Annotated in this window: 12 protein-coding genes; 3 read left to right on the forward strand and 9 right to left on the reverse strand. The window is 72.5% G+C overall.

Annotated elements, in window-relative coordinates:
* Positions 1–35 precede the first annotated feature (35 nt).
* From ACWCXH_RS20150 to ACWCXH_RS20170, 5 genes are read right to left on the reverse strand one after another with little or no spacing between them, the layout of a single operon-like run.
* The gene (locus tag ACWCXH_RS20150; protein WP_449802783.1) at positions 36–1,013 is read right to left on the reverse strand and encodes an ABC transporter ATP-binding protein; all 978 of its coding nucleotides are present in this window, start codon (positions 1,011–1,013) and stop codon (positions 36–38) included.
* On the reverse strand, positions 1,013–2,011 hold the full coding sequence (locus tag ACWCXH_RS20155; protein WP_449802784.1) for an ABC transporter ATP-binding protein: 999 nt from the start codon (positions 2,009–2,011) through the stop codon (positions 1,013–1,015). The genes ACWCXH_RS20150 and ACWCXH_RS20155 overlap by 1 nt, the downstream gene beginning before the upstream one ends.
* A complete protein-coding gene (locus tag ACWCXH_RS20160; RefSeq protein WP_449802785.1) occupies positions 2,011–2,997 on the reverse strand; it encodes an ABC transporter permease in 987 nt (328 codons plus the stop codon). The genes ACWCXH_RS20155 and ACWCXH_RS20160 overlap by 1 nt, the downstream gene beginning before the upstream one ends.
* The gene (locus ACWCXH_RS20165) at positions 2,994–3,953 is read right to left on the reverse strand and encodes an ABC transporter permease (protein WP_449802786.1); all 960 of its coding nucleotides are present in this window, start codon (positions 3,951–3,953) and stop codon (positions 2,994–2,996) included. The genes ACWCXH_RS20160 and ACWCXH_RS20165 overlap by 4 nt, the downstream gene beginning before the upstream one ends.
* A gap of 11 nt (positions 3,954–3,964) precedes the next feature.
* Positions 3,965–5,716 (reverse strand): ABC transporter substrate-binding protein, encoded by a 1,752-nt coding sequence (locus ACWCXH_RS20170; protein WP_449802787.1) that lies wholly within the window; start codon positions 5,714–5,716, stop codon positions 3,965–3,967.
* A gap of 153 nt (positions 5,717–5,869) precedes the next feature.
* Here ACWCXH_RS20170 and ACWCXH_RS20175 point away from each other — a divergent pair, with 153 nt between their 5' ends.
* Positions 5,870–7,318: an aminopeptidase P family protein gene (locus ACWCXH_RS20175; protein WP_449802788.1), complete on the forward strand. Its 1,449-nt coding sequence runs from the start codon at positions 5,870–5,872 to the stop codon at positions 7,316–7,318.
* Positions 7,319–7,325: 7 nt separating this feature from the next.
* On the opposite strand, the gene ACWCXH_RS20180 is transcribed toward ACWCXH_RS20175, so the two are convergent.
* From ACWCXH_RS20180 to ACWCXH_RS20190, 3 genes are read right to left on the reverse strand one after another with little or no spacing between them, the layout of a single operon-like run.
* Positions 7,326–8,351, reverse strand: a complete 1,026-nt coding sequence (locus ACWCXH_RS20180) for a nitronate monooxygenase (RefSeq protein WP_449802789.1) — start codon at positions 8,349–8,351, stop codon at positions 7,326–7,328.
* Between the two features lie 45 nt (positions 8,352–8,396).
* Positions 8,397–9,029, reverse strand: coding sequence for a response regulator (locus ACWCXH_RS20185; protein ID WP_449802790.1), 633 nt, complete (start codon positions 9,027–9,029; stop codon positions 8,397–8,399).
* Positions 9,026–10,237 carry a sensor histidine kinase gene (locus ACWCXH_RS20190; protein ID WP_449802791.1) on the reverse strand — a complete coding sequence of 404 codons (1,212 nt, stop codon included), beginning with the start codon at positions 10,235–10,237 and terminating at the stop codon, positions 9,026–9,028. The genes ACWCXH_RS20185 and ACWCXH_RS20190 overlap by 4 nt, the downstream gene beginning before the upstream one ends.
* Positions 10,238–10,400: 163 nt before the next feature.
* On the opposite strand from ACWCXH_RS20190, the gene ACWCXH_RS20195 reads away from it, so the two are divergent.
* Both ACWCXH_RS20195 and ACWCXH_RS20200 read left to right on the forward strand, forming a co-directional pair.
* A complete protein-coding gene (locus tag ACWCXH_RS20195; RefSeq protein ID WP_449802792.1) occupies positions 10,401–11,477 on the forward strand; it encodes an ABC transporter permease in 1,077 nt (358 codons plus the stop codon).
* The gene (locus tag ACWCXH_RS20200) at positions 11,474–12,154 is read left to right on the forward strand and encodes an ABC transporter ATP-binding protein (protein ID WP_449802793.1); all 681 of its coding nucleotides are present in this window, start codon (positions 11,474–11,476) and stop codon (positions 12,152–12,154) included. Before ACWCXH_RS20195 ends, ACWCXH_RS20200 begins: the two co-directional genes overlap by 4 nt.
* Position 12,155: 1 nt before the next feature.
* Here ACWCXH_RS20200 and ACWCXH_RS20205 read toward each other — a convergent pair whose 3' ends face one another.
* Entirely contained in the window at positions 12,156–12,749 is a 594-nt protein-coding gene (locus tag ACWCXH_RS20205) for a Uma2 family endonuclease (protein WP_449802794.1), read from the reverse strand.
* Positions 12,750–12,773: the final 24 nt, after the last annotated feature.

Below are 12,773 nucleotides of genomic sequence, written 5' to 3' on the forward strand. Positions count from 1 at the left end.
AGGTTCCCCACCGCGTCCGACCGGGGGTCTGGGTGTCACGCCTCCGGGAAGTGGCAGGCCGCCTCCCGGCCGCCCGGACCGGCGATCCTCAGCAGCGGCCGCTCCGTGCGGCACACCTCCTGCGCCTTCGGGCAGCGCGGGTGGAACGTGCAGCCGGACGGCGGGTTCGCCGGGCTCGGCGGATCCCCCAGCAGCACGATCCGCTCGCGCGCCCGCTCCGCCGCCGGGTCGGGCAGCGGCACGGCCGACAGCAGCGCCTTCGTGTACGGGTGCGCGGGGTTGCCGTACACCTCGGCCTTGTCGCCGATCTCGACGATCCGGCCCAGGTACATCACCGCGACCCGGTCGCAGACCCGCTTGACCACCGAGAGGTCGTGCGCGATGAACACGTAGGCGAGGCCCAGCTCGCGCTGCAGCTCCTCCATCAGGTTGACGACCTGCGCCTGGATCGACACGTCGAGCGCGGACACCGGCTCGTCGGCGATCACCAGCTTCGGCGAGGTGGCCAGCGAGCGGGCGATGCCGATGCGCTGCGCCTGGCCGCCGGAGAACTCGTGCGGGTAGCGGTCGAGGTGCTCGGGGATCAGCCCGACCAGCTCCATCAGCTCGCCAGCCCGCTTCCGCGCCTCCCCCGCGGCCGCCCCCTGGACGAGCAGCGGCTCGGAGATGATCCGGGCCACCGTCTGCCGGGGGTTGAGCGAGGAGTACGGGTCCTGGAAGACCATCTGCAAGTGCCGCCGGTGCGGCCGCAGTTGGGCCTGGGAGAGGCCGCCGATCTCGGCGCCGTCGAAGGTGACGGTGCCCGAGGTCGGGTCGAGCAGCCGGACGATCATCCGCCCGGTGGTGGACTTGCCGCAGCCGGACTCGCCGACCAGGCCCAGGGTCTCGCCCCGGCCGACGTCGAAGGAGACCCCGTCGACAGCCCGGATCGGCGCGCCGGGGCGGCCGGTGCGCCCGCGCCGCCCGGGGAACGTCTTCACCAAGTCCCGTACGGAGAGCAAGGTTTCCCCCATCACACGACCCTTTCCGGCACCAGTGGCAGATGGCAGGCGGCCTGGTGGCCGGGGCCGAGCGGGCCGAGTTCGGGGCGCTCGGCCAGGCAGCGGGCGTGCTCCTCGGCGGTCGCGGCGGTGGTGCGGGCGCAGCGCGGCGCGAAGGAGCAGCCGGGGGCGGGGGCGATCAGCGACGGCGGGCTGCCGGGGATGGCGCGCAGCGGGGCGTCGACGGTGTCGTCGAGGCGGGGCAGCGAGTCGAGCAGGCCGCGGGTGTACGGGTGCGCGGGGGCGCCGAACAGCCCGTCCACCGGGGCCTGTTCGGCGGCCCGGCCGCCGTACATGACGAGCACCTCGTGGGCGACCCGGGCGACGACGCCGAGGTCGTGGGTGATCATGACGACGCCGAGGCCGCGCTCCTGCTGGATCCGGGCGATCAGGTCGAGGATCTGGGCCTGGACGGTGACGTCGAGGGCGGTGGTGGGCTCGTCGGCGATCAGCAGGTCGGGTTCGCAGGCGAGCGCCATGGCGATCATGACGCGCTGGCGCATGCCCCCGGAGAACTGGTGCGGGTACTCGTCGACGCGGCGGGCCGGTTCGGGGATGCCGACCTCGGCGAGCATCTCGACGGCGCGCTGCCGGCCGGCCCGGCGGCCCGCCCTGAAGTGCACCCGGTAGTGCTCGGCGATCTGCTCGCCGACGGTGTAGAAGGGGTGCAGGCTGGACAGCGGGTCCTGGAAGATCATCGCGATCCGGCGGCCCCGGACCGCTCCCAGCTCCCGTTCGCCGAGCCCGTTCAGCTCCCGCCCGTCCAGCCGGATCGAGCCGGTGACGGCGGCGCCGCGGTGCAGGCCCATGACGGCGAGCGAGGTGACGGACTTGCCGCTGCCGGACTCGCCGACCAGGCCGAGCGTGCGCCCGGCCCCGACGACGAAGGAGATGCCGTCCACCGCCCGTACGGTGCCGCGCGGGGTGTCGAAGGAGACCCGGAGGTCGTCCACCTCCAGCAAGGGGGACATCAGTACCTCACTCTCGGGTCGACGAACGCGTAGAGCAGGTCGACCAGCAGGTTCGCGACGACGATGAAGGAGGCCGCGAGCAGGGTGACGCCGAGGATGACGGGCTGGTCGGACCGGACCAGCGCGTCGTAGAAGAGCCGTCCCACACCCGGCAGCCCGAAGATCGACTCGGTGATGACGGCGCCGGCCAGCAGCCCGCCGAGGTCCATCCCGAAGATGGTGAGGATCGGTGTCATGCCGGAGCGCAGCCCGTGCTTGACGGCGACGGTGGCGGCCGGCAGGCCCTTGGCGCGGGCGGTGCGGATGTACGGCTCGGCCATCGCCTCGATCATCGAGGTGCGGCTCTGCCGGGCGTACATGGCCGCGTACAGCAGAGCGAGGGCGATCCAGGGCAGGACCAGGTTGGAGGCCCACTCGACGGGGCTGTCAGTGAGCTCGTGGTAGGCCGGGTAGGGCAGCAGTCCGGCGGTCCTGACGATGCCCCAGATCAGCATGATCGAGGTGAAGTAGACCGGCAGGGACGCGGCGCCGACCGAGAACACCATCAGCGTGCGGTCGACGACCGAGCCCTTGCGCAGCGCCGAGGTGACGCCCGCGCCGAGGCCGAGGGCCAGCCAGAGCACGGCCGCGCCGAGCGCCACCGAGACGGAGACCGGCAGCCGGTCGGTGAGCAGGTCCCAGACCGGCAGCGAGTACTCGTACGAGTAGCCGAGGCACGGGAAGCCGCAGTGCACGGCGCTGGGCCCGCTGCCGTAGTCGCGGCCCGCGAAGATGCCGGTGACGTACGTGGCGAACTGCTCCCAGACCGGTCTGTCCAGGCCCATCGCCGCCTTGACCTCGGCGATCCGCTCGGGGCTGCAGGTCTTGCCGCAGGCCGCGACGGCCGGGTCGGAGGGCAACAGGTAGAAGATGGTGAAGGTGATCGCGCAGATGGCCAACAGGATGCCGAGCGCGCCGAGCAGCCGCCGGCCGAAGTAGAGGATCACGACCGGCCCCCCTTGGGGTCGAGGATGTCGCGCAGCGCGTCACCGAGCAACGTGAAGGCGAGCACGGCGAGGAACAGGAAGGCCGTCGGGATCAGGAAGTACGTCGGGTCGGTCTCGTAGAAGTTGATGCTCTCGGCGATCATCTGGCCCCAGGAAGGGGTCGGCGGGCGCACGCCGACACCGAGGTAGCTGAGCGCGGCCTCGGTCGCGATCATGCCGGGGACGAGCAGCGTCGTGTAGGCGATGACCGGGCCGGAGACGTTGGGCAGGATCTCGCGGGTGAGGATCCGCCAGGAGCGGGCGCCGCCGACCTTGGCGGCCTCGACGTACTCGCGGTGCTTGAGCGAGAGGGTCTGGCCGCGGACCACCCGGGCGATGCCGGGCCAGGAGAACAGGCCGATGACCAGGGTGATCAGCAGGATCCGGTTGACGTCCTTGGCCACCGACATCATCGCGATCATGAAGATCAGGGACGGGAAGGACATGGTGAGGTCCATCAGCCGGGAGAGCACGGAGTCGGTCCGGCCGCCGAAGTAGCCGGCGGCGATCCCGGCCAGGGTGCCGGTGGCCACGACCACGGCCGTGGCGGTGAAGGCGATCAGCAGTGAGACCTGGCCGCCGTGCAGGACCCGGGCGAACAGGTCGCGCCCGGTCGACGGTTCGACGCCCAGCCAGTGCCGGGTGCCGATCCCGCCGAAGTCTCCGATCGGCTGGCCACCGAGGTACGGGTCGATCGCGCGCTTGTCGAACTCGTCGGGGGACCAGCCGCCGAGCGCGCTCAACGGGTCGGCCAGCGCGGCGAGCAGGACCAGGAGGGCGACCGTGATCAGGCCGAACCGGGCCGAGCCCCGGGCCCACAGCTGGTCCCAGACCAGCCGCCAGGGCCCGCGCCCGGTGGCCTTCGCGGGGCCCGCCGCCGCGACCTGCGCGGCGGCGGGCTCAGTGGTGGTACTCATCGGCCGGTCCCTCAGCCCTGGCTCTTGGAGGGGTCCTTGAGGCCGATCGTGGCGAAGTCCCACTGACCGGTCCACACCGGGTGGCCGAAGGCGCCGGCCACGTTGGTGCCGGCCAGCAGCGGGCGGCGCTGCCAGAGCATCGGCACGGTCGGTGCCTTCTTCATCAGGTCGTCGTTGAGCTGGAGCCACGCCTTGTTGGCCTCGGCGACGTCGGTCATCGCGTTGATCCGGTCGATCCGGTCGGAGGTGGCCTGGTCGCGGAACTGTTCGACGTTGCCCTGGTTGCCCTTCTCCTTGATGGTGCGCCCGTCGAAGACCATGGGCAGGAAGGTGGCGCCCGACGGGTAGTCCGGGCACCAGCCGAGGATGGCGAGGTCGGGCGCGTTCTTGGTGTCGCCGATGGTGTCGTAGTACACGGACGGGTCGGCGGTGGTGATGGTGACCTGGATGCCGGCCTTGGCCAGCGACTGCTGGAGCGCCTCGGCCCGGGTCTTGTCACCGGAGGAGACGGTCAGCGAGACCTTGAGGTCGGTCCTGCCCGCCTCCTTGAGCAGTTGCCCGGCCTTCTCCGGGTCGCCGGTCGGGGCGATCTTCATGGTGTCCTGCTTGGTGCCGCCGGTCATCGCGGGCGGCAGGTAGGAGGTGGCCACGTCGCCCATCGCCGGGCCGCCGTTCGCGGTGACCTGGGCGTCCCGGTCCACCGCGTACATCAGTGCCTCGCGCACCTTCGGGTCGTCGAACGGCGCCTTGGAGGTGTTGGGGTAGAGCATGTCGGTGCAGCCCTGCTGCTCGGCGATCAAACGGGACTTCACGTCCGGCTTGGGCAGCACCTTCGCGACCGACTCCGGTCGCAGGTTCATCCACTCGATCGCCGAGGCGTCCGCACCCTCGCTCGCGATGATCCGGTCGTCGACCTGCCCGCCCTTCAGCCCCTGGACGACCACGATCTTGTCCGGGTAGGCCTTGCGGACCGGGTCGGTGGACGGGTCCCAGCCGGTGTTGCGGACGAGCGTGAGCTGCTTGCCGCGGTCGTACGTCTCGATCTTGTACGGGCCGGACGAGAACGGGCGCAGGTCGTACTGCGTGCCCTTGTCCTGGGACTGCGGCACGGGCGCGAAGGTCGGCAGGGTCGCGGTGTAGGAGAACTCGGCCACCGGGCGCTTGAGGTGGAAGACGACGGTCCTGTCGTCCGGGGTCTCGATGCTCGCCAGGTGCTCGCCGCCCAGCGGGCCCTTGTAGTTCTCGCCGCCGGCCAGGTACTGCTGCGCGTAGTCGGGGCCGCCGGTGAGGTCCGGGGCGAAGGAGCGCTCGACGTTGTACTTGATGTCGGCGGACTTGATCGGCGTGCCGTCCTCGTACTTGACGCCGTCCTTGAGGGTGAAGCTCCAGGTCTTCCCGCCGTCCGAGGAGCGGCCGAGGTCGGTGGCGAGGTCGGGAACGATCTCGCTGCCGGCGGCGCCCGGCTCCGCCTTGAAGGTGACCAGGGTGCGGTAGAGCAGCCGGATGCCGAAGTCCATGTTCGGCATGGTCCAGTTGCGGGCCGGATCGAGGTGGGCGAAGTCCTGGTTCGACAGCACGGTCAGGGTGCCGCCCTTGACCGGGGTGCCGCCGACGATCGATCCGGAGGCGGCGCCGGGGGCCCTGGTGCTCGCGGCCTGGCCGTCTCCGCCGCTGTCGCTCTTGTCGTTCTTGCAGGCCCCGAGGCCGAGGGTGAGGGTCGCCGCGAGGGCTGCCGCGAGCGCGGCGTGGGTGCGCCTGGTCATGTTGCCAACTCCGCTGTGGGGGCCTGGTCTGGCCGCTCCGCCATGTGACCCGTAACATAGTAATGTGAAATTGCACTTCACAAGAGGCTGCGCCGCCCGTTACCGAGCTGTGTCCGGCGCCCTACCGCCCGTACCGCACCGAGGAGTTCACCGGTGATCCTCCGTCAAGCCGACCTCGACACCGGGAGCCACGACCTCCCCGTCTCCCCCGCACTCGACGCCTTCATGGCCACGCGGTGGGCTCCCACGCCGCTGCCCGCCGACCGGCGCGTGCCCGGCTTCGACCGCCTCCCTGGCCGACGCGCCCGGCTCTCGGCCGCGTTCCCCGGCGAGCGGCTGATCGTCCCCGCCGGGCGGCTCAAGGTCCGCTGCAACGACCTCGACCACCGCTTCCGCCCGCACAGCGCCTACGCCTGGCTCACCGGCCTCACCGGCGAGGACCAGGCCGACCACGTCCTCGTCCTCGAACCGGCCGGCCCCGACGGCCACGAACCGGTGCTGTACCTGCGCCCCCGCTCGCCCCGCGACGGCGCCGAGTTCTACCGCGACCGCCGCTACGGCGAGTTCTGGGTCGGCCGCCGCCCCGACCTCGCCGAGGCCGCCGCGCTCACCGGCCTGCGCACCGAACACCTCGACGACCTCGGCAAGTTGCTCACCGGCCCGCAGCCGCCCACCCGCGTCCTGGCGGGCACCGACCCGTTCATCGACGCGGCCCTGTCCGGCCGGGATCCCCTCCTGGACGGCGAACTGGCGGCCGTCCTATCGGAGTTGCGCCTGGTCAAGGACACCTGGGAGGTCGAGCAGCTCCAACTCGCCGTCGACCACACCGTCCTGGGCTTCGAGGACGTCGTCCGCGCCCTGCCCGCCGCCCTGCGCCACCCGCGCGGCGAACGCTGGATCGAAGGCGTCTTCGACCTCCGCGCCCGCGCCGAGGGCAACGGCACCGGCTACACCACCATCGCCGCCTCCGGCGCCCATGCCTGCGTCCTGCACTGGATCCGCAACGACGGCGCCCTCGACCCCGGCTCGCTGCTCCTCCTCGACGCCGGCGTCGAGACCGACACCCTCTACTCCGCCGACATCACCCGCACCCTGCCGCTGAGCGGCACCTTCACCCCCGTCCAGCGGCAGGCCTACGACCTCGTCCTCGCCGCCCAGACCGCCGGCATCGCCGCCCTGCGCCCCGGCGCCCGCTTCCGCGACTTCCACCGGGCGGCCATGAGGGTCATCGCCGAAGGCCTCGCCGACTGGGGCGTCCTGCGCATCCCCGCCGAACAGGCCCTCGACGAGGACAACGGCCTGTACCGCCGCTACACCCTCTGCGGCAGCGGCCACATGCTCGGCCTCGACTACCACGACTGCGCCAAGGCCCGCGCCGACCGCTACCTCGACGGCACCCTGGAGGAGGGCATGGTCCTCACCGTCGAACCCGGCCTCTACCTCCAACCCGACGACGAAACCCTCCCCCTGGAACTCCGCGGCCTCGGCATCCGCATCGAGGACGACCTCGTCATCACCCGGGACGGCGCCCACCTGATGTCCGACGGGCTCCCGCGGACGGCCGAGGCCGTCGAGTCGTGGATGGCCGACCTGCTCGGCTGAGCTTCCCTCACTCCCTCCGCGCGGACCGCCAAAGGTCCGCGACGATCCGCTCCGCCGGGCCCGACCGTGTCAGCCGGTGGGCCGTGCCCGCCCAGAGGTGCATGGCCCGGGTGTCGGCTCGGCGGGTGGCGGCGGCGCGCAGGGGGCTGGTCAGGTGGTGCACCTCGGGGTAGGCGGGCGGGGCGTAGGGGCCGTAGCGGTCGATGAAGGCGTTGCGCAGGCCACGGGCCGGGCGGCCGGTGAAGGCGCGGGTGACGACGGTCTCCGGCAGTTCGGTGAGCGCGGCCCGGTGGGCCTTTGACGCGCCGGACTCGTCCGCGCGAAGCAGCCCCGTCCCCAGCTGCACCGCCACCGCCCCGGCCCGCAGGGCCGCCGCGATCGACGGGCCGTCACCGAGTCCGCCGGCCGCGATCAGCGGCAGGGACGTCACCGCCCGTACGGCGCCCAGCAGTTCGAGCAGCGGAAGCTCCCCCGGCTCGTCCCCGACGCGGTGGGTGCCCCGGTGCCCGCCGGCCTCCGGGCCCTGCACGCACAGCGCGTCCATCCCGACCGCTTCCGCCGCCCGCGCCTCCTCGGGCGTGGTGACGGTGCCCACCTGGAATGAACCGGCCGCGCGGACGGCCGCGGCCTCCTCCGCGGTGGGGAGCCCGAAGGTGTACGAGACGACGTCGACCGGACCGGCGAGCAGCGCGTCGCGCTTGGCCTCCCAGTCGTCCCGGTCCGGCCCGATCTCCTCGGGCAGGCGGACGTCCCACCGCTCGGCCTCCGGCCGCAGCCGCTCCCGGTAGGCCGCGACCGCGGCCGGATCGCCGGGCGCGGCCGGGACGAAGAGGTTCACGCCGAACGCCCGGTCCGTCAACTTCCGCACGGAGTCGATCTGTTCGGCCATCGCGGCGGCCGTCCGGTACCCCGCGGCCAGGAACCCCAGCCCGCCGGCCCGGTTCACCGCCGCCACCAGCTCCGGCGTGGACGCCCCGCCCGCCATCGGCGCGGCGATCACGGGAACGGCGAGTTCATCGAGAAGACGGGCCATCAGCGGGTTCCTCCACCGCGGAGAACGGTTCGAACCCGTCCCACCCTACGCCCGCCGGATCAGCCCCCGCCCCCGCGCCTCCCGCACCGCCGCCGTCCGCGAGTCGACGCCCAGCTTCGTGTAGATGTGCACCAGATGCGACTTCACCGTCGCCTGGCTCAGGTGCAGCCGCTGGCTCACCTGCTGGTTGGTCAGCCCGTCCGCGACCAGCCCCAGCACCTCGGTCTCCCGCGCGCTGAGCGCCGCCGCGGGCGTCCGCATCCGCTCCAGCAGCCGGTCCGCGACGGTCGGCGCGAGCGCCGTCCGTCCCGCGGCCGCGGACCGTACCGCCTGTGCGAGATCCTCCGGCGGGGCGTCCTTGAGCAGGTATCCGGTGGCACCCGCCTCCAGGGCCGGCAGGGTGTCCGCGTCCGTGTCGTACGTCGTCACGACGAGCACCCGCGGCGCCCCCGCACGGGCGGTGATCGCGGCCGTCGCCTGGGCGCCGTTCATCGTCGAGCCGGGCCCGAACTGGAGGTCCATCAGCACGACGTCCACGTCGCCCCCGGCGGCCAGTTCGACCGCCCGCTCGGCCGTCGCCGCCTCCGCGACGATCGTGAAGTCCGGTTCGCCCTCCAGGACGGCCCGCAGCCCGGCCCGCACCACCGGGTGGTCGTCCGCCAGCAGCAGCCGGATCACGCGCCCACCTCCGTCACCGGGAGCACCGGCAGCAGCACCGCGAGCGCCGTGCCCTCGCCGGGCGCCGACTCCACCGTGAACGTCCCGCCGAGCGCCCGGGCCCGCGCCCGCATCGACGGCAGCCCGAACCCGCCGTCGTCGCGGCCCGGGCGTCCCGAGACCGCCACCGGATCGAACCCGGCCCCGTCGTCGAACACGTCCAGTGCCACCTCGCCCTCCATGTAGCTGAGCGTCACCTCGGCGTGCGAGGCGCGCGCGTGCCGAACGGTGTTTCCGAGCGCCGACTGCGCGATCCGCAGCAGCGCGACCTCCTGCGGCACCGGCAGCCGCACCGGTTCGCCGGAGACGTGCAGGTGGACGGGCAGGCCACTGTGCGCCGTCGTCGTGGCGCACAGCCGCTCCAGCGCGACGGGCAGCGGGTCGCCGTCCAGCGCGGGCGGGGTCAGCGCGCGGACGAAGCGCCGGGCCTCGTCGAGGTTGTCCTGGGCGGCCTGCCGGGCCTGCTCGATGTGGTCGGCGGCGGCGTCCGTGCGCTCCGGCAGGGCCCGCTGGGCCGCCCGGAGCAGCAGCTGGATGCTGCTGAGGCTCTGGGCGAGGGTGTCGTGGATCTCCCGGGCGAGGCGCTCCCGCTCGGCCATCACCCCGGCGGTGTGGTGGGCGGCGGCGAGGTCGGCGCGGGCGGCGGTGAGCTCGTCGATCAGCCGGCGGCGCTCCTCGCTCTCCCGGTACAGCGCCTGGTAGCCGAGGACGGTCGCGGTGGCGACGGCCGCGCCGAGCGCGGGCCCGATCGACGCGGCCACGCTGAAGGCGTGCTGGTGCCAGGACCACGCGGCGATCGCAGAGGCGGCGGTGAGCCCGACGGCGGCCACCCCGCCGCGGCGCCCGAGCAGGTGCAGCTCCAGGAAGTACAACGGGAACGCCAGCCACACCCCGTCCTGCGTGGCGACGAGCAGGCCCGCCCAGGTGACGCCGAGCAGCGCGAGCCACAGCGCGGCCGCCCGGCGCGACCGGCGGACGGCGGCGAGCCTTGGCCCGGCCGCGTACACGGCGCCCATCGCGGTGGCGCCGGCGGTCACGGACGCCGGGTCGCCGTCGCGGCCGGCGAAGGACCGGGCGACGGCGAGGACGAGCAGGCCCGCCACGAGCAGGTGCAGGCAGACCTGGAGGACGCGGGCGACGGGGGTGGTGCGGGAACGTTCGGTCGCCATCCATCCAGCCTAAGTTCCGCGCCGCTGCGTCGGCATCAATCAAAAGGTTGAACTCCGCTTCTGCCCTTCGATGCCGAGGATGCAATCCCCGGTGCGATGCCCGAAGGCCCCGTTCCCCGCGACTGTGTATGCGCAACAGTCGTTCTTCGCAGAAAGGCCCGTCGTGTTCGTCGCCTGGAGGGATCTGGGGTTCGCCAAGGGGCGGTTCGCCCTGATGGGGACCGTCATCGTGCTGATCACCGTGCTCGTCGGCATGCTGTCCGGGCTCACCGCCGGACTCGGCCGGCAGAACATCTCGGCGATCACCGGCCTGCCCGCCGACCACCTGGTCTTCTCCAGGCCCGCCGAGGGCCAGGAGCTCTCCTTCACCGACTCCCAGGTCACCCCCGATCTGTGGCAGGCCTGGTCGCACGAGCCCGGCGTCACCTCCGCCCAGCCGCTCGGCATCACCACCACCAAGGCCGCCGCCGGGCAGCGCACCGCCGCCCTGTCCGCGTTCGGCGTCCCGGACGGCTCCGGGCTGGCCCCGCTCGGCGGCGAGATCGGCCCCGGCCGGGCGGTGCTGTCGAAGACCGCCGCCAAGAACCTCGGCGACCTCACCCCGGGCGCCACGTTCACCATGGGCGGCCACCCCCTCCAGGTCGCCGCCGTCGAGGGCGACGCCGCGTACAGCCACACCCCGGTCATCTGGACCAGCCTCGCCGACTGGCAGCAGTTCGCCCCCGGCGGCGCCGGCCATGCCACCGTCATCGCCCTCACCACCGCCTCCGGCGCCGACCTCGGCGCGGCCGACGCCCGCCACGGCACCGTGACCCGCACCCGCGACGACGCGCTCGCCGCGATCGGCTCCTACACCTCCGAGAACGGCTCGCTCCAGCTGATGCGCGGCTTCCTGTTCGCCATCTCCGCCCTGGTCATCGGCGCGTTCTTCACGGTCTGGACGATCCAGCGCAGCGGCGACATCGCGGTGCTCAAGGCCCTCGGCGCCTCGACCCGCTACCTGCTGCGCGACGCGCTCGGCCAGGCCGTCCTGCTCCTGGTGCTCGGTACGGCGGCCGGCACCGCGATCGCCCTCGGCGCCGGCTCACTGATCGGCTCCGCCGTCCCGTTCGTCCTGGACGCCCCGACCCTGCTCCTGCCCGCCGTCGTCATGATCGCCCTCGGCGCGGTCGGCGCGGCCCTGTCCATCCGCCGGATCACCTCCGTCGACCCGCTGACCGCCCTCGGGAGCGCCCGATGAGTCTCCACCTCGACCGCATCACCCTGACCTACCCCGACGGCGACGGGCGGCTCACCGCCCTCGACGACGTCTCGCTGACCGTCCCCGAGGGCACCATCACGGCCGTGGTCGGCCCGTCCGGCTCCGGCAAGTCCAGCCTGCTGGCGGTCGCCGCCACCCTGATCACCCCGGACTCCGGCCGGGTCGTGGTGGACGGCACCGACACCACCGCCCTCGGCCGCGCCGAGCTCACCGCACTGCGCCGCACCCGCATCGGCATCGTCTTCCAGCAGGCCAACCTGCTGCCGTCCCTGACGGCCGCCGAACAGCTCCAGGTGATGGCCCACCTCGACGGCCGCTCCCCGCGTGCCGCCCTCCCCCGCGCCCTCGAACTCCTCGACGCCGTCGGCCTGCGCGACCAGGCCCACCGCCGCCCGCACCAGCTCTCCGGCGGTCAGCGCCAACGCGTCAACATCGCACGGGCGTTGATGAACGACCCCAAGGTGCTCCTAATCGACGAACCCACCAGCGCCCTGGACCACGAGCGGGGTGCGGCCGTCCTCGACCTGATCACCACCCTCACCCACCAGCGCGCGACGGCCACCGTCCTGGTCACCCACGACCGCACCCACCTGACCGCCGTCGACCACATCTCCGAAGTCCACGACGGCCGGCTCAGCACACCGGCAGTCGCCTGAACTACTCCTTGGTGATGAGCACGTCGTCCACCGAGATCGTCGCGGTCGCCCCGACCGATTCCGGTAGGGCGAACGACTGCCCTGGGTGGTGGACGGCGTGCACCCTGTATTCCCCGTCACGCGGGTCGGTGAGCACCATGACCTTCATGTTCTTACGGTCGACGATGAGGTAGGCGGGCACTCGCGCGTCGGCATACAGCGCCGGTTTGACCTTCAGATCTGTCAGGTAGTTGGACGACGTCACCTCGATCACGAGCCTGAAGACCGCCGGGTCGTAGCAGTTGTGGTCGATCAGATGACCGGCATAGTCGGCATCAACGATCGACATGTCCGGAATGGCATAGTCCGATGGACCATCGGGCAACCACAGGCCGATCCCCTGAATCACCCGGGTCGTCTTGCCGTGAAGTCCCGCCATGATGAACGGGACGCTGAGGCTGGTGAGAGAGTCACCGTGCTGGCCGTCCGGGGGCGGTGTCACTGTGATCTGACCTCCGAGGATCTCGACCCGGTGCCCCACGAGCTGCCTGGAGATCAGCTCTGCGGTTTCGAGCAGCGTCATCCGCTCGAAGGGTTCTTCCAGTGCGGCGGACATGGAGTTCCTCCTGACTGCCGATGT

The sequence above is a fragment of the Kitasatospora sp. NPDC001660 genome, from assembly GCF_053596725.1.

Bases quoted from the DNA above. Each gene is read 5' to 3' on its own strand.
- ACWCXH_RS20190 (WP_449802791.1), bottom strand. From the start codon at position 10,237: ATGGCGACCGAACGTTCCCGCACCACCCCCGTCGCCCGCGTCCTCCAG.
- ACWCXH_RS20205 (WP_449802794.1), bottom strand. From the start codon at position 12,749: ATGTCCGCCGCACTGGAAGAACCCTTCGAGCGGATGACGCTGCTCGAA.
- ACWCXH_RS20155 (WP_449802784.1), bottom strand. From the start codon at position 2,011: ATGTCCCCCTTGCTGGAGGTGGACGACCTCCGGGTCTCCTTCGACACC.
- ACWCXH_RS20180 (WP_449802789.1), bottom strand. From the start codon at position 8,351: ATGGCCCGTCTTCTCGATGAACTCGCCGTTCCCGTGATCGCCGCGCCG.
- ACWCXH_RS20200 (WP_449802793.1), top strand. From the start codon at position 11,474: ATGAGTCTCCACCTCGACCGCATCACCCTGACCTACCCCGACGGCGAC.
- ACWCXH_RS20150 (WP_449802783.1), bottom strand. From the start codon at position 1,013: ATGGGGGAAACCTTGCTCTCCGTACGGGACTTGGTGAAGACGTTCCCC.
- ACWCXH_RS20165 (WP_449802786.1), bottom strand. From the start codon at position 3,953: ATGAGTACCACCACTGAGCCCGCCGCCGCGCAGGTCGCGGCGGCGGGC.
- ACWCXH_RS20170 (WP_449802787.1), bottom strand. From the start codon at position 5,716: ATGACCAGGCGCACCCACGCCGCGCTCGCGGCAGCCCTCGCGGCGACC.